The following is a 23,379-nucleotide window of genomic DNA, read 5'->3' as shown; positions in this document are numbered from 1 at the left end:
GAAGCATGTAAAATGTTAAGTAAGAGAAAATGGTTTTACATTAAGGAAGTGTCAAAACAATGAGTTTTACATTAAATAAATCGATTATTAAAGAAGTATGTGGAGAAACCTCATATAAAAGAGGCGAAGCTTATTATAAATCAAATAAAGTAATCGTGAATTACTATGATGAAACGAAAGAAATTTGTGAGGCGACGGTAAAAGGGAACGAGGATTTCCATGTTACAGTAGAAAAAGCTAAGAAAGGTGATGTTGTTGCGAGATGTAGTTGTCCTTCGTTAGCATCTTTCCAAACGTACTGTCAACATGTTGCAGCTGTATTGATACAAATAAATTATAACCAGCAAACGGGTGGAATGGGCTCTGTTAGTAGCAGAAATGATCAATTAACAAACGGGATGTTTCAGTTGTTTGCAGATAAACCACTGAGGCCAAAAAGTAAACAACATCGGTTTGATACACGTGAAATATTAGATGTTGCGTTTATATGTTCACCAGTAGCGACGAAAAGCGGTGGGGCTCTTCTTGGAATTCAGTTAAAACTTGCGAAAACATATTTTATAAATCATATGAGAGAATTTCTTTCTAAAGTGGAGAAGAGAGAGACTTTTCATTGTTCCAATGAATTTACATATACGCCAGATGTACACAGTTTTAAACAAGAAACAGACGCGATTATACAACAACTCATTAAAATATATCATAATGAAAAAATGTATGAAGATGCACTAGAAGTACATGCGAAACAAGATGAAAGTATGATATTTATACCGCCAGCTTCGTGGAATGATATGCTCTCTGCACTTTCTAGAGCCGAGTATGTACAGCTGAAACAAAATGAGCAACTGTTTCAGGGATTACACATTTCAAAAGGGTTATTGCCATTACATTTTGAGTTTACGAAAGGGAATAATGGCGGGTTTACCCTTCATATAGACGGTCTAAATCGTGTTCGAGTTATGGAGATGTATAACAACGCTCTTTACGATGGGAAATTATATCATTTACCCATGGAAGATTGTATGCGACTTATTGAATTGCAAAAGATGATGAGTCGCTCAAATAGCAATCAGTTTTATATTCCTGAAAATAAGATGGAACATTTCGTAGCGAAAGTTGTGCCTGGATTAATGAAACTTGGAACAGTGCGCATTGATGAAGTAATATCCGATCGTGTTGAAACGCCGTTGCTAAAAGCAAAGCTGTATTTAGATCGAGTAAAAAATCGTTTGCTAGCAGGGCTCGAATTCCATTATGGAAACGTCGTGATTAATCCGCTAGAAGAAGACGGGCAACCTTCTGTTTTTAATCGTGATGAGAAAAAGGAAAAAGAGATTTTAGACATTATGAGTGAAAGTGCTTTTGCGAAAACAGAAGGTGGCTACTTTATGCATAATGAAGAAGCTGAGTATAACTTTTTATATCACATTGTTCCAACGTTAAAAGGTTTAGTTGATATTTACGCGACAACAGCAATCAAATTACGTATTCATAAAGGGGATACAGCGCCACTTATTAGAGTGAGAAGAAAAGAAAGAATTGATTGGTTATCATTTCGTTTTGATATAAAAGGAATACCGGAAGCGGAAATTAAAGGAGTATTAGTCGCTCTTGAGGAGAAACGTAAATATTACCGATTAGCGAATGGTTCTTTATTATCACTAGAGAGTAAAGAGTTTAATGAAATTAATCAGTTTGTAAAAGAATCAGGTATTCGAAAAGAATTTTTACATGGGGAAGAAGTGAATGTTCCGCTTATTCGGAGTGTAAAATGGATGAACGGACTTCATGAAGGTAATGTTTTAAGTTTAGATGAGTCTGTTCAAGATTTAGTTGAAAGCATTCAAAACCCGAAAAAATTAAAGTTTACAGTGCCACAAACTTTAAATGCTGTAATGAGAGAGTATCAAGTATACGGATTTGAGTGGATGAAGACACTCGCCTATTACCGTTTTGGCGGTATTTTAGCAGACGATATGGGACTTGGAAAAACGCTGCAAAGTATTGCTTATATAGATTCTGTTCTGTCTGAAATTCGAGAGAAGAAGCTGCCTATATTAGTCGTTTCACCGTCCTCGCTTGTTTATAATTGGTTTAGTGAATTGAAAAAATTCGCTCCACATATTAGAGCAGTTATTGCAGATGGAAATCAGACAGAACGGCGAAAAATCTTAAAAGATGTAGCAGAATTTGATGTCGTAATTACGTCATATCCATTACTGAGAAGAGATGTAAGATCGTATGCGAGGCCGTTTCATACACTATTTCTTGATGAAGCACAGGCGTTTAAAAATCCGACAACGCAAACTGCAAGAGCAGTGAAAACAATTCAAGCTGAATATCGTTTCGGACTAACGGGAACGCCTGTAGAAAATTCATTAGAAGAGCTATGGTCTATCTTTCATGTCGTATTTCCAGAATTATTACCAGGAAGAAAAGAATTCGGTGATTTAAGGCGTGAAGATATTGCGAAGCGCGTAAAACCGTTCGTATTAAGACGACTAAAAGAAGATGTATTACAGGAGCTTCCAGATAAAATAGAGCACTTACAGTCCTCGGAGTTATTACCAGATCAAAAGAGACTATATGCTGCTTACTTAGCGAAATTAAGGGAAGAAACATTAAAGCATTTAGACAAAGATACGTTACGTAAAAATAAAATTAGAATTTTAGCCGGCTTAACGAGATTAAGACAAATATGTAATCATCCCGCTTTATTCGTTGATGATTACAAGGGAAGTTCAGCTAAATTTGAGCAACTGTTAGACATACTAGAGGAATGTAGAAGTACTGGTAAGAGAATTTTAATCTTTTCTCAATTTACGAAGATGCTGTCCATTATTGGTCGTGAATTAAATCGTCAAGCAATTCCATACTTTTATTTAGACGGGAATACACCTTCGCAAGAACGTGTAGAACTATGTAATCGATTTAACGAAGGAGAAGGGGACCTATTCCTCATTTCTTTAAAAGCTGGTGGTACAGGTCTTAACTTAACAGGTGCCGATACGGTTATATTATACGATTTATGGTGGAATCCAGCTGTTGAACAACAAGCAGCAGATCGGGCATATCGAATGGGGCAAAAAAATACAGTACAAGTTATTAAATTAGTAGCACACGGAACCATTGAGGAAAAAATGCACGAACTGCAAGAGAGTAAGAAAAATTTAATTGCTGAAGTGATTGAGCCGGGAGAAGAGAAATTATCATCCATCACGGAGGAAGAAATTCGAGATATTTTAATGATCTAATAAAGAAAGCTATGCCTTCAAATATATGAGGGCATAGCTTTTTCGTTGTAATAATTATATTTTGTTTTGTACAAAGTAAAGAAACTAAATGTTATTTCTTTGTACCTTTACTTTTGTATGGTTTTGCAGCTTTCTTTTTCTTTGCGCTTGATTGCCAACGGTTCCATCCTTTACTTCCTGTACCTTGTCCTACACCTTTTTTCGGTTTTGCTTTCGTTTTACTCATATGATCACTCCGTTATATAAAAATCTTATTTGATAATAGTCAATGATTTAGAAAATACTCTTTATAAATGACTATGTTTGTTTTAAGTAAAAACAAACTGCTTGAATGCTATAGTATATCATGAATTTGCAAGTAAACTGAAAGGAATTACAAAGAAAATGAAAATAATACGAAATACTGCGGATTCTATATTTCGGACGATTACATTAATTGTTGTATATATGTTAGTTTCTGTTAGTGAAACGTTTTTTGGAATGCCCAGACAAAAGAAGTAAAGAAGGTATATTGGAAACAATCAATAAAGCCGTAAAATAAAGAATTGAAAAATATTTTAAAACTTTTTGTTGACTTTCTTTATTTTTTGTATAGAATAATCATTAATAAAATGTTTCAGAGATGTGACAACAAAACGACTATGAAAGGACGAGTAGTAGTAGGACGTAGTCTAAGCGAGTCAGGGGTGGTGTGAGCCTGATACGAAGCCTATTATGAAGAACCTCCTGGAGTTGCTAACCGAAATCCTTGATAGGAAAGTAGACTTAGCCGGGAACTTCGCCGTTACAAGAAGAACAGTATCGAGATATTTCATCTCCGTATTGTATAAGTGAGCAACCTCTGTTGCTAATTTGGGTGGTACCGCGGAACCAAAGCCTTTCGTCCCAGTTTTTTGGGAAAGAAGGGCTTTTTTTGTTGGCTTCTTTTCACAACATCCAAACATTTTAGGAGGAAACCACCATGTATCAATCATTAATGACAGTAAGAGAGACTCAAATCGCAATTAAGGAAGTTAAAACATTTTTCGAGGATCAATTAGCAAAACGACTTGAACTATTCCGCGTATCTGCACCATTATTCGTAACGAAAAAATCAGGATTAAACGATCACTTAAACGGTGTAGAACGTCCAATTGAATTTGATATGTTACACTCAGGAGAAGAATTAGAAATTGTGCACTCACTAGCGAAGTGGAAACGATTTGCACTCCATGAATATGGATATGAAGCTGGTGAAGGTTTATATACAAACATGAACGCGATCCGTCGTGATGAAGAACTTGATGCAACACATTCTATTTACGTTGACCAATGGGATTGGGAAAAAATCGTTCAAAAAGAATGGCGTACTGTAGATTACTTACAAAAAACAGTACTAACAATTTATGGAATATTCAAAGATTTAGAAGACCACTTATTTGAAAAGTATCCGTTCCTTGGGAAGTATTTACCAGAAGAAATTGTATTCGTTACTTCTCAAGAACTAGAAGATAAATATCCAGAATTAACACCGAAAGATCGTGAACATGCAATTGCAAAAGAACACGGTGCAGTCTTCATTATCGGAATTGGTGATGCACTTCGTTCAGGTGAAAAGCATGATGGACGCGCAGCTGATTATGATGATTGGAAATTAAACGGTGATATTTTATTCTGGCACCCAGTACTACAATCTTCATTCGAATTATCATCAATGGGAATTCGTGTTGATAGTAAATCACTTGATGAGCAGTTAACGAAAACAGGTGAAGACTTCAAACGTGAGTACGATTTCCATAAAGGGATTTTAGAAGACGTACTACCATTAACAATTGGTGGTGGTATCGGACAATCAAGAATGTGCATGTACTTCTTACGTAAAGCGCATATTGGTGAAGTTCAATCTTCTGTATGGCCTGACGATTTACGTGAAGCTTGCAAGAAAGAAAATATTCATCTATTTTAATAGAAGAGAGAGAATAGCTTAAATATAGAGCTATTTTCTCTTTTTTTACTTTGTAAACGAATGGTTTACAGTGAATTTTACTAATGGTTTCTTTCTTTTATATCTCTTTTTATGTAATAATTTGTTAAAGGAGGGGGATGTTATGAGCTTAGGAGAGCAGTTAAAAAAATTACGAGAGTCAAAGGGATTTTCACAAGAGGATGTTGCTAAAAAGATTGGTGTAACGAGGCAAGCAGTATATAAATGGGAGAATGATAAAAGTTGTCCTGATATTGATAATTTAATTTTACTAAGCGAAATGTACAATGTTACGCTCGATGAGTTAATAAAAGGGAATCAAAATATTAAAGAAAAAATACATATTGATGAAGAAGATGAGGATTTTGAGAAAGAGAACGAGTTTGGTTTTTATATTGGATTTGGTTTACTAATTATGAGTGCGTTCATTGATTATGAAAAAATACAGGTGGTTGTATTAGTAATTGCACTATTCATGATGGTTTTTTATTCGGATGTGAAGAAAGTTATTTTGAATGAGTTCAGATCGTTTTTTAAAAGAAAAGATATATATGATAAGAAGTGAGAAGAGTAAGTTATATTTCCTAGGAAAGAGTATAACAAGAAAATAAATTGTTTTATAATAATTTTAGGATGTTAATAGTATGTTAAAAAGCTCAAACAAGTATAACCCCGCTCTAAAGCTAGGACGGGGTTCAAAATCTAAGTTTTATTAAGTGTAAAGTTCTTTCAAATATTTTTACTTCAGTAAAGGCTTCTAATAAAACATTAATTATTTATTACCGAGTTCTTCCGCTAAACCGATTAAAATGCCTTCAGTTCCACGAATGTAGCAGAGACGGTAAGAGTTCTCGTATTGAACTACTTCGCCAACGAGCTGAGCACCATGTTTAGTAGTAAGCCTAGATACCATTTCGTCAATGTCTTCAACGGTGAACATGACGCGCAAATAACCGAGGGCGTTGACAGGAGCTGTCCGGTGATCTGCTATAGCAGGCGGGGTAAGAAATCGCGAAAGTTCAATGCGGCTATGGCCATCTGGAGTTACCATCATAGCAATCTCTACGCACTGCGAACCGAGTCCAGTTACGCGACCAGCCCATTCGCCTTCGACAGTGGCGCGCCCTTCGAGTTTTAACCCAATCTCCTCGAAGAAAGAGATTGCATGATCAAGGGATTCTACAACGATGCTGACATTGTCCATTCTGAGTAATTTATTTTTTGACATTGTCTTTATCTCCTTATATGTAAAAGTGTATTATCTAATCATCTTCTTAATTATACTATTAAAAAGTTACAAATTCCTTTCAAACAAAAAATAGCTTGTCACAGTATAGGAAAATGTGACAAGCTGTTTTTAAGTATGTCATATAGTATCTTGTTAACAAACAATACCGCGATTTCCTCGAAAAATGTTTCTACGCTGTATGCTCTTAAAGGGCCCGATCGTTGTATAGAATGAAGTGTATTATTTAAATGATAAATACATTTCTTATTACTCTATATGCAAATAGCTTTCTATTTATATAGGAAGGAAGTAGATTCATATAATTTGTTTTAAGTTTTACTAGTAGAAATTAGCTCATTTGCACTAAAGGCTCAATTTTCGCCATAAATGATTGATGCAGCGCCTCAACACCTGTTACTAAATGAAGGCGGTCAATAACGACAGACACTTTAATTTCTGATGTACTTACCATTTTAATATGAATATCTTCTTCTTTTAAAGTAGTGAACATATTCGCAGCAACACCTGGATTAGATACCATACCAGATCCTACAATTGATACTTTTGCTAAATGATTTTCATATTCTACTGATTCATAGTGAAGTGCCTCTTGATTTTGTTCCAATACCTCTAATGTTTCTTTTAAATCATTAGAATGGATGGAGAAGGAGAGATGAACAGTTCCTTCATTTGTAATACTTTGAATGATGATATCTACATTAATATGTGCCGCTGCTAATGTAGCGAAAACTGTTGAAAGCGAGCCTTGTTCCAATCCTTTCAATGTGATACGTGTAATATTATCTTCAAATGCAATACCTTTAACGATTGATTGTTGTTCCATGTTACATTCTCCTTTTACAATTGTTCCGTTTTCTTGTTCCATACTTGAGCGAACTTCTAAAATGACATTATGATTTTTAGCAAACTCAACAGCACGTGGGTGTAATACACCAGCACCGAGATTTGCAAGTTCTAACATTTCGTCATAAGAAATTTCATCTAATTTATAAGCATCTTTTACAACTCGTGGATCCGTCGTATATACGCCGGTCACATCTGTGTAAATATCACATTTTTTTGCGTTCAGTGCAGCAGCTAATGCAACAGCAGTTGTATCAGAACCACCGCGTCCAAGCGTTGTAATTTCATGGTTTTCACTAACGCCTTGGAAGCCAGCTACGATAACAATCGTACCTTCAGCAAGATAAGATTGAATTCGATCTGTATGAATGTCAGTAATCCGTGCACTATTATGTACAGATTCTGTCGTAATACCAGCTTGCCATCCTGTTAATGAAATCGCGTTATAACCTTTTGCTTGTAATGCCATCGTTAATAATGAAATAGTGACTTGCTCTCCTGTTGATAGAAGCATATCCATTTCGCGTTTACTCGGATTTTCTGTAATCGCGTTAGCAAGTGCTACAAGTTCGTCTGTACTTTTCCCCATTGCTGAAACGACAGAGACGATACTATGTCCTCGTTCATATTCTTCAATAATTAAATTTGCTACATGTTGAATGCGTTCAACGCTTCCGACAGAAGTGCCACCAAATTTTTGTACAATCGTTTCCATTACGAATTCCTTCTTTCATCCATTTTTAAGAATAGATTAGGACATATATAAATCCCAATATTCCTGTAGTTACCAGAGAAAAACAAAAAACACCATCTCAAATAAGTGAGGATGGTGCTGTTACAGGAAAAGGGAAACAGAAAACGGAGCTAATAAAAAAACCGCCAAAAAAGGAATACCATAAAAATGATATCTCTTTTTTGTAGATAGCTCTTCATACGTACACGTCTGTACATATGACAGTTCTGTTTCTATTCGAAAACAGCCCCAATCGATACATACAGAGAAATATATCGATTTCGGCAATACTTCCTTTCATCTAATTTCATAGACATCTCTGTGTCTCCATTAGAATACTCATAAGTATCGCAACCTCTATCTCACGTTTTAGGCGAGAGTGTTTGATTTATGAAGTTGTTGGTAACATTTGTTTTATAATAATTTAAATTTTTCGAGGAATCAAGTGTTTTATATATATTTTAAAAATTCTATCTTTTTATGAGGGAGTTTGTGAAAAATGTAGCAAAATAAATTTATTACATGTACATTAAAATTATAGTTCATTGGAGGTGGAAGAATGAAAGGGAAAAAGCCTATTTATGTTTCAGCAGAAATGAACACAACAATGGAGAAATTATGGGAATACACGCAAGAACCACATATACATACAGAATGGGATGCCCGCTTTACTGAAATTTCATATTTAGAGAAAAAAGAAGGAGAACCACAGAAATTTTTATATAAAACAAAAATCGGATTTGGACTTGAAATAGCTGGGGAAGGGGAATCGATAGGTGAAATAAGAAAAGAAACAGGTGAACGGATTTCTTCTTTAAAATTTTGGACAGAAAATCAATTATCACTTATTCAAATAGGACGTGGTTATTGGAAGTATACACCCCGTAAAGAACACATTCATTTTGAGACGCAATATAATTATGATACGAGGTTTGGTCGTATAGGGAATGTAATAGATTTCTATATGTTTCGGCCGTTATTAGGCTGGGCAACTGCTTGGAGTTTTGATGCTTTAAAATTATGGTTAGAAAAGGGGCTTCATCCTAGGTTGCTAATTAGAAGAACAATGACATATTGGCTCGTTTGTTTTTTATTCGCTTTTGTATGGCTATATCAAGGGATTGTACCGAAAATAATCTTTACCCATCTAGAAGAAGTGAAAATGCTTTCGGTCATAATTGGTTCAACTGAAAATAGTATTTTTATTCTTAAAATAATTGGGCTGTTAGAAGTGATTTTTGGAGTCATATGGTTACTTCCATTTCCAAAACGAAATGTATTTATAATACATATTTTCGTGTTAATAGCCTTAACGATAACAGTAGGATTTACGAATATCGCAAGCTTTACAAAGCCGTTTAATCCAATTACGTTAAATCTTCTTCTAATTGGATTATCGATTGTCGGTTATATAAATAGCTTCGATTTACCAAGTGCAAAAAATTGCAAGAGGAAGAGAAAGGGATAATGTATGGCTAATATGTATGAAAGACTATTAGGGGATTCTTATAAAAAACTTCATCCAAAATTACAGAAACGCTATGAGATTACAGAAGAAAATAGCTTTACTGGAGAAGGAAAGATGGATGAAATTTACGGAGGTTCTTTTTTCGTAAAATTGATATTAAAAATTGCATCGAAGTTTCGAATGTTTTTCCCTGAGCGTGGGAAGAAAGTGCCATTTACAATACATAATACCGCTGAGCGAGATGAACATGGAAATGAACTTGTGCGGTGGAATCGTACTTTTTACTTTCGTAATAAGAAAAGATATTTTAATGCGGTAATGAAATTCGATGAAAATGAAATTGTAGATTATTTTGGTGAACCACACATACTTGTTTCTACACTGAATTTTCATATTGATGAGATGGGGGCGATGCATATTTCTTCAAAGAAACAATGGTTTTACATGTTTAGAAGAAAAATCCCGTTACCTAGATTCTTATACGGAGAGGCAAACATTGTAGAAAGTTATGATGAAACAAAACAGTGCTTTCGAATTCATGTACAAGTATGCAATCCGTTAATTGGTTCATTATTTTCATATAGGGGAACATTTGTAGAGAGGAAATAAATGATATGAAAAATATAATAGTTGGGCTTGCTTGTTATATTATTTTTCTAATATGTGAGTGGTCAAATGTAAACCCAGTTGAAGCAATTATTTTATTATCTATTTTGTTATGTATACCGATGTCTTTTTGTATTATTGATAAAAGAGCACGAAATGGATCGTATGTATTATTTTATAAATCCGTATCGTTTTTATATCCGATAGCAGCGATTTGTGCAATGTTAGCTTTCGTAACAAATCAATATATCTTTGCGATAATTTGGTTTGTATATACGGGGATCGTTGCGTTATTTGGTATAAATAGATTACTAGAAAGAGGATGGACACCGTTAGAAGAGACAGCTATCGATAGTGCGTTTATTTATTTGTTTTTAGGTGGTTTTTGGTTTTTTGCTTCTGTAGCAAAACTCTCCATTATGCACTTTAGTTCTGACATCATTTTGCTTACCGCTGCACATTTTCATTACTCTGCATTTCTATTGCCATTATCAGCTGGTTTAATAGGGCGGAAGAGAGAAAAGAGCAGTAAAGTATATGATGTAATTATGTTTATTATAGTCATTTCACCGATGACAGTTGCGATTGGAATTACGTACTCAAGGGTATTTGAATTTTTTGCAGTGTTCCTATATTTATGTGCGATTTATGGGTATGGAATTTATGTTTGGCTGGCGAAATGTAATGCTATCAGTGCAAAAATCCTCCTAATCATATCGTCTAGTACGCTCATGGTAACAATTATGTTTTCACTTATATATTCGTATGGGAATTTGAAACATGTAATGACGATTACAATTGCCCAAATGGTTTGGATTCACGGCGTTGTTAATGGAATTGGAGTAGCGTTGCCGGCATTTGTCGGCTGGATGATTGAAAAGAGTGTTCCGAACTATAAATATTACGGGAAACCAATGAGCAGATTAAGAGGAAAGGCGACAGTTGGGGAAGCATTTTTGCATAACAGAAATGTAATAGATAGCAAGGAATACAACGGTTTAGTTGATAAAATGAATGATTTCCATAGTGGGATATTTGATAGGGCCAAGATTCCTGTAAGTATTATTCGTTTTTATGAAAATACAACAGAGTATGAATTACAATCGCATATTAAATGGACTCGCTGGTTCCGCCCGTTTGCATTTTGCTATGAGAAAATGAGTAAGCGTGTAGGACAAATACATTTAGGAATGGGCGGTAAGTGGGAAACGATGCACGGCTCTATCATAGGGATAATGGATGAGAAGGATGGAAGGGAGAATGTAAGAGCTTGGTTAAGGAAAAATGAAGCAGGAGCATCTATTTTTGTAGCTCTTTACTCAAAACATACGTATAAGAATGAGACATATATGAATATCGCATTGCCTCTACCATATTCGAATATGACGGGGGTTTTAAAATTACGTAATGATAATAATAATTTAATTATTACTAGTAAGCTGAGAAGAAATGGTAAGGGAGATGAGGGGATCTATATACATACTCGTTTCTTTACAATCCGTTTACCGTTAGCTGAGACGTTTATTATTAAAGAAGGCACCAATCAAATGTTAGAAGCTAACCATAAAATGTGGATATTTGGAGTTAAGTTTTTAGAAATTGATTATGAGATTAAGAAAATAGAGGAGAAGTAAAAAAAGCTTGGAGAGATTCCAAGCTTTTTTTACGTATGGGTAATTGTCATAGCAACTTGTTTATCTAAGTCTTTGTCCCAAACACGTTGAATTTCAAACGTACCTTTTTCAAAGAATAATGGAAATCTTTCTTTAAACCAATCTTGCATAGGAAGATTTAATGCTGTAGCGATTGGTACCCATAATAATTTACCTTCAGGAGGGTCCACAAGAAGCTCACCTTCAAATGAATCTGTCCAATAGTTAAATACCATATATCGAACATTTTCTTTCGGATTTACGTATTCATCTAATCCCTTAAAGGTTAAAGTTGAAACAAGTAATCCAGTTTCTTCTTTTACTTCCCGTTTAGTAGCTTGAACGATACTTTCTGGAAAATCTACTTTTCCGCCGGGAGCGATGTAACCAGGGAAGCCAAGGTGATTGGGGCGCTGTATTAACAATACTTTGTTATTCCGCTGAATCATACACATTGTATACATACGGTGCTCTATATCTTTCCAATTGTTGCTCATATGAATCTCCCCTCTTAATAAAATCTTATAGTTTTTAACTATAGTTATGTATGACAAAAAATACAATAATAATACAAAATTATACAATTTTCAATTGACTATTACTAATTTTCAGAACTATAATTAGTCTGTTACATCAATATATCGTACTTGAGAGGGGAATATATTCTATGAAAAATAGAATAATCGCAGCAGGAGTAATTGCAGCTAGTATATTATCTTATTCATCTAGTAGTTTCGCGCAAACGAAAAAATTTCCAGATGTCCCAGCTAAACATTGGGCAGAAGACTCTATTTACTATTTAGTAGAGAAAGGTGCAGTTACAGGTAACGAAAAAGGAATGTTTGAGCCAGGAAAAGAAATCACTCGTGCAGAAGCAGCTACAATGATGGCTCAAATCTTAAACTTACCAATCGATAAAAATGCTAAACCATCTTTCGGTGATTCTCAAAACCAATGGTATACCCCATTCATCGCAGCTGTAGAAAAAGCTGGCGTTGTAAAAGGGAAAGGAGCGGGCGTATTCGATCCAACTGGGAAAATTGACCGAGTTTCAATGGCCTCTCTTATTGTAGAAGCTTACAAATTAGATTCTAAAGTAAATGGTACTCCAGCAACTAAATTTAGTGATCTAGAAAAAAGTTGGGGTAAAGCAAAAGCTAACATTCTAGTTGAATTAGGGATTTCTATTGGAACTGGTGACAAATGGGAGCCCGAAAAAATTCTAACTAAAGCAGAGGCAGCTCAATTTATAAAAAAGGCAGATTCTCTTAAAATAGGTAACCCTTTAGTAGAAAAGGTAGTTATTATTGATCCTGGTCATGGAGGATTTGATCCAGGGAATCCAGGGCAAGGTGTAGAGGAAAGTAAAATCGTATTTGATACATCTTTAAGATTACAGAAGTTGTTAGAAAAAAATACACCTTTAAAAGCTTTATTAACACGTGAAGAGAACGGAAATCCAGGAAGTAACAAAAATGAATCTCTTGCGAATCGAGTGAAATTTGGTCAAGAGAACAATGCAGATATATTTGTAAGCATTCATGCAAATTCTTCTGAAAATCATGATGGTCATGGAACGGAAACGTATTATTATAAAAAATCCAAGCGTGGAGAAGAGACACAGATTGAAAAGGATAGTGAAGTGTTAGCAAAGAAAATTCAAAATAGAGTAGTAGAAGCACTACATACAAGAGATAGAAATATAAAAGACAATCACTCACTTTATGTAGTAAATAATAATACAGTACCAGCAGTTTTAACAGAGCTTGCCTTTATTGATAATGATATAGATAATGGTAAATTAGCTACTGAATCAGGAAGACAAATTGCTGCTGAGGCAGTTTATGCTGGGATTTTAGATTATTATGAGTGGAAAGGTTTCGATGTTGAAAAATATCGTTTAGCTAAATAACAATATTGATTGCTAAGTCCATCGTCTACATAGAGATGGGCTTTTTATGTGATTTTATGTAATTTTGTATCGAAATAAAAAGATATATCGTATTATGTTGATTATAAATAAAATAATGGTAGATTAGTTGATTTTTATCACGTATACTTTTACTGTTGACTATTTAAGAGTGTGTTAGTTTAATAGGGAAAATTATACGATAAAGGGAGGCAAGTTAACACGGGACAAGCATATAAAAAACGTGTTAAAAAATTTATGAAAAAAGTTATTTCTAATGTGTTAGCAGTGACAGTCGCGCTTCAAGTAGTGATGGCTCCAGCAACTTCGTTTGCATCTACAAAAGAATTTCCAGATGTTCCAAAAAATCATTGGGCACTTGAAGCAATTAATGATTTAACGTCAAAAGGGATTATTGCAGGTTACGATAATGGTAAATTCGGCTTCGGGGATGTTGTAACTCGTGAGCAAGTAGCAGCATTAATGTATCGCGCATTAAAACCAGAAGCAAAAAGTGATTATAAAAATCCATACTCTGATATTAGTGCAGGAACGACAATGTTCCCAAAGGAAATTTTAGCATTAACAGATATGGGGATTTTCGTAGGTGATGATAAAGGAACGTTTAGACCGAAAGAATCATTAACACGTGCGGAGATGTCTGTTATTTTGCAAAAAGCATTTAAATTAGAAGTAAAAGCACCACATACATTTGATGATATAGATGCAACATATTGGTGGGCAAAGGAAGCAATTAGTGCATTGCAATCTAATGGTGTAGCGGCAGGGAATGGACTTGGAGGATTTGATCCATCAGGTGTATTAACGCGTGAAGGCTATGCACAACTTTTATATAAAGCGATGCAAATAAAAAAGGGTGTTCCTGTTGAACAACCATCATATATTAATCTAGATGTGACATTACCATCTAACGTAACAGCGCAAGAGATTGATAATTTTATCAAAGAATGGCACCCTGACAGTCCGCTTATTGGGACGGGTAAAGATTTTATTCAAGCACAAAATGAGTATGGAGTGAGCGCATTATACTTAGCTGCACATGCAATCTTAGAATCTGGTTACGGTAAATCAGAAATTGCATATCGTAAACATAATTTATTTGGCTTAAAGGCATTTGATTGGGAGCCATTTGCCAATGCGAAATACTTACCATCTTACGCGCAAAGTATTTCATACAATGCTGATTATGTACGAAAGAATTATTTAGAAGAAGGTGCTGATCATTTCCATGGCTACACATTACCTGCTATGAATGAAAAGTATGCAACAGATAAAGGATGGGCTGGCAAAATCGCTAATATTATGGAACGTATTAAACCGTTTAACAAGAAAGACTATGAAAATGTAAAACGATTACCAAAAAACCCTAATACATTAAATGTAAATGCATTAGGCGAAGCGATTCCATATAAAGATTATGCAAAAGATGCAACAGCTACTGTTCAATTAGTAGGCTCTTACTATCAAGTACCATATCCATTTGGCTATACAATTAAGAGCGTACCAAATATTACGCAAAATGAAGTTGGAAAATTAGAAAGTGGCAAGAAAGTAAATGTATATCGTGAAGATCCAAATGGCTGGGTAGAATTCTCATTTGAAAATGCGCAAGAAAAATATTGGACATTGAAGAAGAACTTAAAATTATAAATAAAAAGGTGTTTTCATTTATGAAAACACCTTTTTATTTATATTCATCAAGTAATATTCCATAGTATGTAATATCCATAGGTTCACCAGATTTTACAACATGCTGTTTAAACGTCCCTTCATGTTTCATTCCGATTTTCTCCATAATTCGCCATGAACCAGGATTATTTGTAAAAGCTGTAGCGAATATTTTATTTAAATGTAGCTCATTGAATCCATAGTGTAGTAGTGCTTTCGCTGCTTCGGTACCAAATCCATTGCCCCAATAAGGTTTTCCAACCCAATAGGCCAGTTCCCCACGTTTATGTATATGATTTAAATTTAAATTAATTACACCTATAAATTCTTTATTATTCTTATCTATTATAGAAAAAATCACAACTTTTTTATCGATCTCTGCTTGTAGCATATGTGTAATGAAATCTTTTGCAGAGCCTTTTGGATATGGGTGTGGAATAGATAGGGTTGTTTTAGCAACATCATAATCGCCAGCTAATTTTTCGATTACTAGAGCGTCATATAATTGTAATGAGCGTAGTATGAGTCTTTCTGTCTCAATTGTTTTCATATATTATCCCCTTTATGTTTTTGATAATATTACCATAAATTTGATAATTTCATATATAATTAGATTGAATATTATTAAAAATAAAATATTTCATCGGGATGATTTAATCTTTCGAAAAGAGGAGAGAGGTATGCAAGGAGAAATAGAAACGGAGAAAAATTTAAGTTATATCGGTAAATTGTTATTGCCGGTTAAAGCGTCACCACATTTTAAATTTTTATGGATCGGGCAATTGCTTTCGACTTTAGGTAGTTCGATAACGATGGTTATTTTGCCAGTCATTGTGTATTCATTAACTGGTTCAACAGTTGTAATGGGAATGACTATGGCAATGTACATGCTTCCTAATATTCTTGCGTTACCGTTTGCTGGATTAGTCGTAGATCGAATGGATCGGGTGAAAGTAATGTTATTTACAGATATCATTCGCTGCGTATTAATGCTATTACTTGCAACACTTATATTTATGGATGTTTTAACAATTCCGCTTCTATATGTCCTCATAGCATTATATGGACTTATGGAAGGGATATTTCAACCAGCGTATGCGGCTGTAAGAGCGAAAGTATTTGTACCGGACATTCGAAATGCAGCTAATGCATTAACGCAAATGAGCAATCAAGGTATACGACTAATTGGACCGGCTCTTGGAGGATTGATCGTTTCAGTTGCATCTGCCGGAATAGGGTTTGGACTAGATGCAGTAACATATTTGTTATCATTTTTTTGTTTATTATTTTTAAGAGAAATAAAGTTTAAAAAAGTAAAACCTATTGAAAAGAAAAAAGTCGATTATAAACAAGAGTTTATGGAAGGTGTTTTCGTTTTAAAAAGTCATCCGTGGCTATGGATTACAATTTTAGTCTTTTCTTTCATCAATATTTGTTATGCAGGAATTATCGTCGTATTAATTCCATGGTTATTTAATGTTCATCATCATTTTGAAGCATACGTGTATGGATTAGGAATGGCATCCTCTGGTGTTGGAGCTGTAATTGCCGCGCTAATATTTGGCGGGAGAGAACGGTGGCATAAGCGGGGATTACTTGCCTATGGTGGTGTTTTAATAAGTGGCTGTGCGCTTTTAATAATGCCGTTCATTACTTGGGCACCTGTTTTAATTGTATTAATGGCAATTGAAGGGTTCGGTATGATGATATTTGGACTCATTTGGGAAACGAGTTTACAAGAGCTCGTGCCAGAAGAAGCATTTGGAAGAGTGGCAAGCCTTGATATGTTAGGTTCATTTGCTTTATTGCCACTAGGTTATGTAGTTGTAGGATGGTTAGCTACTGTCATAGGTGGCGAGATAACGATTATAACATTAGCTATTTTAGTACTTGTAACAATTGGAGTAGCATTATGTGTGCCGAGTATTCGAAGATTTGATTGATGATATAAGGGGAGGGGGAACGATTTATATGCTTATAGAAGATTTGAAAGATATAGTCGCAAAGGACTTGGACAACCAATATACTTTGCAGGAAAAGGTCTTTGAAGCAAAAAATTTCACAGTCTATATCGCTACCCATAGAGAAAATAAGCTAGCATATAACCAACTAGTATTAATAAAACATTTTTGTAACGAAAAGCCTTCCGTGCATATTTGGCATAAGAAAATTAGCACCGATGCAACAAAACTGGACATCACAAAAGAAGTGACAGAAGCCATTCAAACTGGTTTTGTAAATGAAGAGTAAGCCCTAATTTAATTAGGGCTTACTCTTCATTAAATACAAATGTTTGTTTCATTTTTTTACTTTCATTTACTGGATGGCCGTTGTAAGAAAAGTTCTTTTCTTCCCAAGTAATCACAACTTTAAAATTATGGCTATTAAAGTCTAATGGGAATACCATGTAGTCAAAGCTTGTATGACTTTTAGAAATATTTTCATTAGGTGTAGTAGGTTTAAAGGTAGCTTTAGAAGTAGGATTGTTATCAAGTATTTCCACGGATACGTTTGATACATCATGACCGATGTTTTTTACGAGTAAACTATATGTATCAAATACACCTTGTTTTGGCTGGATTGCTTGCTTGTTTACGTTATGAGATTTATCAATTTCGATATACCATTGTTTAGACTTTGATGCAATTGGTAGTGATTGAAATGTGTATGCACTAGCTTGTATTGGTAGTGCTAAGCATATAAGCGTAAAGAGAGTTAATATTTTTCGTTTCATTTTTTGAGAGCTCCCATTCTTTAATGAATTTGTTTGTTATTTTCTTCTCTTTTTGAGATAATATACCATGTTATTTAGGGGGGAGGATATATTGAAAGAACTCGTAAGTATGGGAAGCAGTATTTTTCTACAATTATTATTTTTGTATATATTTATTTCAGGAATGTTATTAGATTTGAATCCATGTAATGCAGTAATTGTGTATATAAGTATTGAGGTACTAAGCCTTATCGTTGGAATGGATTTAGTTACGGATAATTAAGTTACTCTTACTGTTATGAGGGGAATGTTTTTAATATAAAAAGAATATACTAAAAATTCTATATAAAACATTTATTTAATTTGGTTAAATATGCTAGAATAAATTGAAAGCGTTTTCTTATATGGAAATAGGAAAGCATTTTCTGTAAAGGGGAGGGGATAGTAATGATTACATTTTTAGTATCAATCGTCGTATTGATAATTGGTTATTTTACATACGGAAAGTTTATTGAAAAAATATTTGGAGTCAATTACAAAAGAAAGACACCGGCCTATGTGAACCAAGATGGCATAGATTATGTACCTATGGATAGGCGAAAGAATTCTATGATTCAATTATTAAATATTGCAGGTACTGGGCCTATATTTGGGCCAATATTAGGTGCTTTATATGGACCAGTTGCCTTTGTTTGGATCGTAATAGGGGCTATTTTTGCAGGCGCTGTTCATGATTATCTTACAGGGATGATTTCTATTCGAAATAAAGGGGCGCATATTCCTGAATTAGCAGGGAAGTTTTTAGGAAATGCAATGAGACACATTGTAAATGTTTTTTCACTGTTACTTTTAGTATTAGTAGGAACTGTGTTTATTACAACACCAGCATCATTACTTGATATTGTATTGCAAGGGAAAGTGTCAATAACTATTATTTTATCCGTTATTTTCATATATTACATTTTATCTACAATCTTGCCGATTGATAAAATTATTGGAAAGATTTATCCGGTATTAGGTGCATTATTGCTAATAAGTGCTATTGGCATAGGGGGAATGATGATAATAAAAGGTTCTCCTATCCCAGAATTAACGTTTGAAAATATGCATCCAGATAATGCTCCGATTTTTCCATTATTAATGCTGACAATTACATGTGGTGCTTTATCAGGATTTCATGCAACACAATCACCAATTATTTCACGGACACTTCAAACTGAAAAGCACGGCAGATATGTATTTTTTGGCATGATGATTGCGGAAGCGATTATTGCGATGATCTGGGCAGCGGCCGCGATGAGTATTTTCTCATACGGTGAATTAAATGAGTTAATTAAATCAGGTACACCAGCTGCGGTTGTAAGCGAAATCTCGAAGACAATGTTAGGTGCTGTCGGCGGAACGATCGCTGTTATCGGAGTAATTGTATTACCAATTACATCTGGTGATACCGCATTCCGTGCGGCACGTTCTATCATTGCGGACTATTTTAACTTTGAGCAAACGAAATTGAAAAACCGCTTAATTATTGCAATTCCGTTGTTTGTAATTGCATATGGTTTAACGAAAATTGATTTCACACTATTATGGAGATATTTCTCTTGGGCTAATCAATCGACTGCAGCAATTGCGTTATGGATTGGAACGATGTATTTATTCATAAAAGGAAAGCCGTATGTTGTTTCCTTAATTCCAGCGATATTTATGACGCTTATGACTGTTATTTATATTTTAAATGCGAAAATTGGTTTTAATATCCCGTTAAACACATCTTATATTATAGGTGCAGTTATTACCGTTATATTAACTGCTATATTCTTTATGAAAGCTGTGAAAAATAAAAATGAGAATATTGAAGTAGATGTACAATTAGAGAAGGAAGCTGTGTAGAGATTTTTCTACACAGTTTTTTCTAATGTGAAAAAATTTCCAATAATATGTTAAAATAACATTGTCATACAACAAGGGGGATTTGTTTTATGGAAAATGGAGTTCTTGCTAAAGTAGATGTAACGAAAAGAATTGAATCGAAATCTAAGTACAATAAGAAACTTGAAAAATATCAAAGGCGCTTATTAGCGTTGCAGCAAATTGTAAAAGAAGAAAAAATTGCAGTTATGCTCGTTATGGAAGGCTGGGATGCGGCTGGAAAAGGCGGAGCGATTAAACGAGTGACAGAGCACCTTGATCCGCGTGGGTTTCAAGTAAATCCAATTGGAGCACCGGCACCTCATGAGAAACGGTACCATTACTTGCAACGTTTCTGGCGGAAACTACCTCAGTACGGGCAAATTACTATTTTCGATCGCTCGTGGTACGGCCGCGTGTTAGTTGAGCGTGTTGAAGGGTTTGCTACAAAGGAAGAGTGGACGAGAGCGTATGACGAGATTAATGATTTTGAAAAACTATTAACAGATGATCATTATATAATCGGGAAGTTTTTCTATCATATTAGTAAAGATGAACAGTTAAAGAGGTTTAAGGATAGAGAGAACAATCCTTTAAAAAGATGGAAAATTACAGATGAAGATTGGCGTAACCGTGAAAAATGGGACGAGTATGTTGAGGCAATGGAAGACATGTTTGAAAAAACAAATAAGCCTAATGCAAAATGGCAAATAATCGCGAGCAACGATAAATTATACGCACGTTTGAAAACGTTGAAAGTGATTATTTCGTTAATTGAGGATTATTTTGTAGAGCATGGTATAGAATTGCCTTCTTATTATTATGAAATGAAAGAAGGTAAGACGGAAGACTTTGAAACGAATCAAGATGTAGTTGTAAAATAGTACAAGGTTTACATATGAAATATAAAGTAGAGATACCCTGTAATTTTGAACAATAAAATTACAGGGTGTTTTTTATTTAGAAACATTTTACAAATAACAGAATAAGGTATATAATCAATAATCATATTAACATTGTTAATATGATTATTGATTATATACTATGTGGGGGTCTTATTTTGAAAGGAAGAGATGTTGTTTTAGGCTTATTAATGGGAAAAGAATTGTCTGGTTATGATATTAAAATTGTGTTTGAAGATGTATTTACTCATTTCTTTGATGGAAGTTTTGGGATGATCTATCCAACGTTACGTCAGTTGGAAAAAGAGGGGAAAATAAAAAAAGAAGTTGTTATGCAAGAAGGGAAACCGAATAAGAAAATGTACTTTATTACAGATGCAGGGCGTGAAGAGTTTTATCAATACATGCAAACGGATGTAGAGAAAGATGTTTTGCGTTCAGATTTTTTAATGAGGATGTATTTCGGTAATTATATTGATGATAAGGCAATTAAAAAATGGATTGAGGATGAAATTGAAAAGAAAGAAGCATATATTACGGATCTTCGTTTGAAATATGAAAAGTGGAGAAACGGTATTACTTTTGTCGAGGAAATTTCACTCGATGTAGGTATTGCATCTTATAGTGCTCAAGTAGAGACATTGAAAAGAAAACTAGAACAACTAGAAGCAAAAGAACACGATAAAATGGAAGAATGAAAAACACGTTCATTATAAATAAAGGGGTAGATGAACATGGAGCAATCAAAGGGTATTAAGATTGTCTTTTTAATGTGCTTAGGTATTTTTCTTTGTATGATTGATACAACAATTATGAATATAGCTTTACCAGCGATACAAACGAGTGTAAATACTTCATTAGAAAAGATGTCTTGGGTATTAAATGTTTATACAATGACAATAGCTGTACTCGCTATTCCGCTAGGACGGATAGCTGATATTTTTGGGAAAGCAAAGATGTATATTGTTGGTTTGATAATTTTTGGTGGTGGATCAGTACTTTGTGCTTTTGCTAATACGGGCGATTTTCTTATCTTTTCTCGCTTTATACAAAGTGTAGGTGCAGCGATTTTATTTCCAACTAGTATGGTAATTGGCGTATCAGCTATGCCATTAGCAAAGAGGCATGTTGCACTTGCGATTTTGGGAGTAACACAGGGGCTATCAGCTGCGATGGGTCCAGTAATAGGTGGAATTATTACACAAAATTTCGGTTGGAGATGGGTGTTCTTCGTAAATGTTCCAATTTGTATTCTTGGAATCATTTTATGCTGCATTATGTTACAAATAAAAAATGAAGAACGTATTATCTCAAAAATAGATTGGGTAGGACTACTATTAAGTAGCTTAGCAATTTTTTCTTTTACTCTCGTATTAGTAAAAGGAAATACATGGGGATGGCAAAGTAACATAGCCTTGTCTTGTTATGCAATTAGCACTATTTCTCTTATTCTATTTGTTCTAGTGGAACGAAAGGTTCATAATCCAATGGTGAATTTAAATTTATTTCAAGATCGAATGTTTGTTGGAGCATCTATCGTTGTTATATTAAGTAATGTATTTTTAATTGGAGTTACTGTATTGCTTCCGACGTTCTTGACGAAAATACAAGGTCGAACGGAAATTGAAGCAGCTTTTTTAGTGACACCTATTTCAGCAATGATATTTTTTGTCTCACCAGCTGCAGCAACTTTAATTAAAAAACTCGGAAAAGTAACTATTATTTTATCAGGCTTTCTTGTTATGGGCTTATCTTATTATTGGTTGCAAATGATTGATGTTAATTCAACAAATATAGAAATTATTATTCCATGTATGATATTGGGTGTTGGGTATGGTTTAGTAGTAGGTCCAATTACAGTTTTAAGTGCTTCTTCGTTTGAAGGGGAATTATTAACTGCTTCTCAAAGTGTTGTATCAATGTTGCGGCAAGTAGGTATTGTTTTAGCGGTCGCAATATTTGTATCTAACTTAACTCACAACTTAACTGTAAATAAAGAGAATGTATATCGTTATGCAGAAGAAAAGGTACGTAATATTCATGTAGGTAATACTCAGCAAGCGGAGATATTACAAATGACAAAAGAAAAAATAGAGAATCAAAGTATAGAAACGAATGTAGAAAAGCATCAAAATGAAAAATTTGTAGGGTTACATAAAGAGAAAAAAGACGAATTAATTCACCAAAAAGTAGATGAAGTGTTAAATGCTGTTCCAGTAGAATATAGAGATATAAAAAGAGAAGAAGTTATGAATCAAGTGACAAATGAAGTTGAAAAACAAGAGGAAAGTATAAAGAAAGAAGTACTCGCATTTTCGAATGATGTAAACCATTATGCTAAGAATCAGATGGCGATGAGTTTTACAGATTTATATAAAGCGAGTGTGCCAATTATTTTAATTTGTGCTTTAGTAAGTTTGTTATTTTCGGAAAGAAAGGTTTTGAGTAAAAAGAAAAGTGGAAGAGTAGTAGAGGAAGTGTAAAGAAAAC

21 protein-coding genes, 1 riboswitch and 1 other annotated feature are annotated in these 23,379 nt (G+C 34.2%); of the genes, 15 read left to right on the top strand and 6 right to left on the bottom strand.

Features of this window, described 5'->3' with window-relative positions; translation table 11 throughout:
- Positions 1–59 precede the first annotated feature (59 nt).
- Positions 60–3,254 (top strand): DEAD/DEAH box helicase, encoded by a 3,195-nt coding sequence (locus ACTFNE_RS14245; protein WP_046197735.1) that lies wholly within the window; start codon positions 60–62, stop codon positions 3,252–3,254.
- A 91-nt stretch (positions 3,255–3,345) separates the two neighbouring features.
- Here ACTFNE_RS14245 and ACTFNE_RS14240 read toward each other — a convergent pair whose 3' ends face one another.
- Positions 3,346–3,480: a DUF3934 domain-containing protein gene (locus tag ACTFNE_RS14240; protein ID WP_000047591.1), complete on the bottom strand. Its 135-nt coding sequence runs from the start codon at positions 3,478–3,480 to the stop codon at positions 3,346–3,348.
- A gap of 406 nt (positions 3,481–3,886) precedes the next feature.
- Positions 3,887–4,145: a binding site (T-box leader), on the top strand.
- A 70-nt stretch (positions 4,146–4,215) separates the two neighbouring features.
- Between ACTFNE_RS14240 and asnA the strand changes: the two genes are divergently transcribed.
- The gene (asnA, locus tag ACTFNE_RS14235; protein ID WP_000284908.1) at positions 4,216–5,199 is read left to right on the top strand and encodes an aspartate--ammonia ligase; all 984 of its coding nucleotides are present in this window, start codon (positions 4,216–4,218) and stop codon (positions 5,197–5,199) included.
- Positions 5,200–5,341: 142 nt separating this feature from the next.
- Positions 5,342–5,782 carry a helix-turn-helix domain-containing protein gene (locus ACTFNE_RS14230; RefSeq protein WP_046197734.1) on the top strand — a complete coding sequence of 147 codons (441 nt, stop codon included), beginning with the start codon at positions 5,342–5,344 and terminating at the stop codon, positions 5,780–5,782.
- A gap of 207 nt (positions 5,783–5,989) precedes the next feature.
- Here the strand turns inward: ACTFNE_RS14230 and ACTFNE_RS14225 are convergent, their stop codons facing one another.
- Together ACTFNE_RS14225 and ACTFNE_RS14220 are read right to left on the bottom strand one after the other, a co-directional pair.
- Positions 5,990–6,445: a VOC family protein gene (locus ACTFNE_RS14225; RefSeq protein WP_000041940.1), complete on the bottom strand. Its 456-nt coding sequence runs from the start codon at positions 6,443–6,445 to the stop codon at positions 5,990–5,992.
- Positions 6,446–6,794: 349 nt separating this feature from the next.
- Positions 6,795–8,024 (bottom strand): aspartate kinase, encoded by a 1,230-nt coding sequence (locus tag ACTFNE_RS14220; protein WP_046197733.1) that lies wholly within the window; start codon positions 8,022–8,024, stop codon positions 6,795–6,797.
- Between the two features lie 199 nt (positions 8,025–8,223).
- A riboswitch (Lysine riboswitch) is annotated at positions 8,224–8,410 on the bottom strand.
- 191 nt (positions 8,411–8,601) lie between these two features.
- Between ACTFNE_RS14220 and ACTFNE_RS14215 the strand changes: the two genes are divergently transcribed.
- Genes ACTFNE_RS14215 through ACTFNE_RS14205 form a run of 3 tightly spaced genes read left to right on the top strand, consistent with a single transcriptional unit; the run spans position 8,602 to position 11,750 of the window.
- Positions 8,602–9,510 carry a DoxX-like family protein gene (locus tag ACTFNE_RS14215; RefSeq protein WP_270704784.1) on the top strand — a complete coding sequence of 303 codons (909 nt, stop codon included), beginning with the start codon at positions 8,602–8,604 and terminating at the stop codon, positions 9,508–9,510.
- Between the two features lie 3 nt (positions 9,511–9,513).
- Positions 9,514–10,119, top strand: coding sequence for a DUF4166 domain-containing protein (locus ACTFNE_RS14210; RefSeq protein WP_046197731.1), 606 nt, complete (start codon positions 9,514–9,516; stop codon positions 10,117–10,119).
- 5 nt (positions 10,120–10,124) lie between these two features.
- Positions 10,125–11,750, top strand: coding sequence for a YndJ family protein (locus ACTFNE_RS14205; RefSeq protein WP_046197730.1), 1,626 nt, complete (start codon positions 10,125–10,127; stop codon positions 11,748–11,750).
- Between the two features lie 29 nt (positions 11,751–11,779).
- Here the strand turns inward: ACTFNE_RS14205 and ACTFNE_RS14200 are convergent, their stop codons facing one another.
- A complete protein-coding gene (locus ACTFNE_RS14200) occupies positions 11,780–12,265 on the bottom strand; it encodes an 8-oxo-dGTP diphosphatase (protein ID WP_000070008.1) in 486 nt (161 codons plus the stop codon).
- A gap of 170 nt (positions 12,266–12,435) precedes the next feature.
- Here ACTFNE_RS14200 and ACTFNE_RS14195 point away from each other — a divergent pair, with 170 nt between their 5' ends.
- Both ACTFNE_RS14195 and ACTFNE_RS14190 read left to right on the top strand, forming a co-directional pair.
- Positions 12,436–13,680: an N-acetylmuramoyl-L-alanine amidase gene (locus ACTFNE_RS14195; protein ID WP_000797228.1), complete on the top strand. Its 1,245-nt coding sequence runs from the start codon at positions 12,436–12,438 to the stop codon at positions 13,678–13,680.
- 255 nt (positions 13,681–13,935) lie between these two features.
- On the top strand, positions 13,936–15,348 hold the full coding sequence (locus tag ACTFNE_RS14190; RefSeq protein ID WP_270704783.1) for an S-layer homology domain-containing protein: 1,413 nt from the start codon (positions 13,936–13,938) through the stop codon (positions 15,346–15,348).
- Positions 15,349–15,382: 34 nt separating this feature from the next.
- Here ACTFNE_RS14190 and ACTFNE_RS14185 read toward each other — a convergent pair whose 3' ends face one another.
- Entirely contained in the window at positions 15,383–15,916 is a 534-nt protein-coding gene (locus ACTFNE_RS14185; RefSeq protein ID WP_046197728.1) for a GNAT family N-acetyltransferase, read from the bottom strand.
- 130 nt (positions 15,917–16,046) lie between these two features.
- On the opposite strand from ACTFNE_RS14185, the gene ACTFNE_RS14180 reads away from it, so the two are divergent.
- Both ACTFNE_RS14180 and ACTFNE_RS14175 read left to right on the top strand, forming a co-directional pair.
- Positions 16,047–17,309: an MFS transporter gene (locus ACTFNE_RS14180; protein ID WP_046197727.1), complete on the top strand. Its 1,263-nt coding sequence runs from the start codon at positions 16,047–16,049 to the stop codon at positions 17,307–17,309.
- 28 nt (positions 17,310–17,337) lie between these two features.
- Positions 17,338–17,616: a hypothetical protein gene (locus tag ACTFNE_RS14175; RefSeq protein ID WP_046197726.1), complete on the top strand. Its 279-nt coding sequence runs from the start codon at positions 17,338–17,340 to the stop codon at positions 17,614–17,616.
- A gap of 19 nt (positions 17,617–17,635) precedes the next feature.
- Here ACTFNE_RS14175 and ACTFNE_RS14170 read toward each other — a convergent pair whose 3' ends face one another.
- On the bottom strand, positions 17,636–18,100 hold the full coding sequence (locus ACTFNE_RS14170) for a hypothetical protein (RefSeq protein WP_000823326.1): 465 nt from the start codon (positions 18,098–18,100) through the stop codon (positions 17,636–17,638).
- Between the two features lie 91 nt (positions 18,101–18,191).
- On the opposite strand from ACTFNE_RS14170, the gene ACTFNE_RS14165 reads away from it, so the two are divergent.
- From ACTFNE_RS14165 to ACTFNE_RS14145, 5 genes are all read left to right on the top strand, one after another.
- Complete coding sequence (locus ACTFNE_RS14165; RefSeq protein ID WP_175543852.1) at positions 18,192–18,362, top strand: hypothetical protein; 171 nt, start codon at positions 18,192–18,194, stop codon at positions 18,360–18,362.
- A 164-nt stretch (positions 18,363–18,526) separates the two neighbouring features.
- Positions 18,527–19,969 (top strand): carbon starvation CstA family protein, encoded by a 1,443-nt coding sequence (locus ACTFNE_RS14160; protein WP_046197725.1) that lies wholly within the window; start codon positions 18,527–18,529, stop codon positions 19,967–19,969.
- An 89-nt stretch (positions 19,970–20,058) separates the two neighbouring features.
- A complete protein-coding gene (locus tag ACTFNE_RS14155) occupies positions 20,059–20,871 on the top strand; it encodes a polyphosphate kinase 2 family protein (RefSeq protein ID WP_049114130.1) in 813 nt (270 codons plus the stop codon).
- A 176-nt stretch (positions 20,872–21,047) separates the two neighbouring features.
- Positions 21,048–21,587 (top strand): PadR family transcriptional regulator, encoded by a 540-nt coding sequence (locus ACTFNE_RS14150; protein ID WP_270704780.1) that lies wholly within the window; start codon positions 21,048–21,050, stop codon positions 21,585–21,587.
- Between the two features lie 36 nt (positions 21,588–21,623).
- Positions 21,624–23,372 (top strand): MFS transporter, encoded by a 1,749-nt coding sequence (locus tag ACTFNE_RS14145; RefSeq protein WP_270704779.1) that lies wholly within the window; start codon positions 21,624–21,626, stop codon positions 23,370–23,372.
- Positions 23,373–23,379 lie beyond the last annotated feature (7 nt).

Source organism: Bacillus cereus group sp. MYBKT111-2 (assembly GCF_051915205.1).
GTDB classification, from domain to species: domain Bacteria; phylum Bacillota; class Bacilli; order Bacillales; family Bacillaceae_G; genus Bacillus_A; species Bacillus_A paranthracis.
The sequence above is the reverse complement of the archived record's forward strand: the minus strand, read 5'-3'. Positions and strand labels throughout refer to the sequence as shown.

Excerpts from the sequence above, each read along its gene's own strand:
- ACTFNE_RS14205 (WP_046197730.1), top strand. The coding sequence starts at position 10,125 with ATGAAAAATATAATAGTTGGGCTTGCTTGTTATATTATTTTTCTAATA.
- ACTFNE_RS14225 (WP_000041940.1), bottom strand. The coding sequence starts at position 6,445 with ATGTCAAAAAATAAATTACTCAGAATGGACAATGTCAGCATCGTTGTA.
- ACTFNE_RS14215 (WP_270704784.1), top strand. The coding sequence starts at position 8,602 with ATGAAAGGGAAAAAGCCTATTTATGTTTCAGCAGAAATGAACACAACA.
- ACTFNE_RS14190 (WP_270704783.1), top strand. The coding sequence starts at position 13,936 with ATGAAAAAAGTTATTTCTAATGTGTTAGCAGTGACAGTCGCGCTTCAA.
- ACTFNE_RS14230 (WP_046197734.1), top strand. The coding sequence starts at position 5,342 with ATGAGCTTAGGAGAGCAGTTAAAAAAATTACGAGAGTCAAAGGGATTT.
- ACTFNE_RS14245 (WP_046197735.1), top strand. The coding sequence starts at position 60 with ATGAGTTTTACATTAAATAAATCGATTATTAAAGAAGTATGTGGAGAA.
- asnA (WP_000284908.1), top strand. The coding sequence starts at position 4,216 with ATGTATCAATCATTAATGACAGTAAGAGAGACTCAAATCGCAATTAAG.
- ACTFNE_RS14200 (WP_000070008.1), bottom strand. The coding sequence starts at position 12,265 with ATGAGCAACAATTGGAAAGATATAGAGCACCGTATGTATACAATGTGT.
- ACTFNE_RS14220 (WP_046197733.1), bottom strand. The coding sequence starts at position 8,024 with ATGGAAACGATTGTACAAAAATTTGGTGGCACTTCTGTCGGAAGCGTT.
- ACTFNE_RS14180 (WP_046197727.1), top strand. The coding sequence starts at position 16,047 with ATGCAAGGAGAAATAGAAACGGAGAAAAATTTAAGTTATATCGGTAAA.
- ACTFNE_RS14175 (WP_046197726.1), top strand. The coding sequence starts at position 17,338 with ATGCTTATAGAAGATTTGAAAGATATAGTCGCAAAGGACTTGGACAAC.
- ACTFNE_RS14210 (WP_046197731.1), top strand. The coding sequence starts at position 9,514 with ATGGCTAATATGTATGAAAGACTATTAGGGGATTCTTATAAAAAACTT.
- ACTFNE_RS14155 (WP_049114130.1), top strand. The coding sequence starts at position 20,059 with ATGGAAAATGGAGTTCTTGCTAAAGTAGATGTAACGAAAAGAATTGAA.
- ACTFNE_RS14145 (WP_270704779.1), top strand. The coding sequence starts at position 21,624 with ATGGAGCAATCAAAGGGTATTAAGATTGTCTTTTTAATGTGCTTAGGT.
- ACTFNE_RS14185 (WP_046197728.1), bottom strand. The coding sequence starts at position 15,916 with ATGAAAACAATTGAGACAGAAAGACTCATACTACGCTCATTACAATTA.
- ACTFNE_RS14170 (WP_000823326.1), bottom strand. The coding sequence starts at position 18,100 with ATGAAACGAAAAATATTAACTCTCTTTACGCTTATATGCTTAGCACTA.
- ACTFNE_RS14195 (WP_000797228.1), top strand. The coding sequence starts at position 12,436 with ATGAAAAATAGAATAATCGCAGCAGGAGTAATTGCAGCTAGTATATTA.
- ACTFNE_RS14240 (WP_000047591.1), bottom strand. The coding sequence starts at position 3,480 with ATGAGTAAAACGAAAGCAAAACCGAAAAAAGGTGTAGGACAAGGTACA.
- ACTFNE_RS14160 (WP_046197725.1), top strand. The coding sequence starts at position 18,527 with ATGATTACATTTTTAGTATCAATCGTCGTATTGATAATTGGTTATTTT.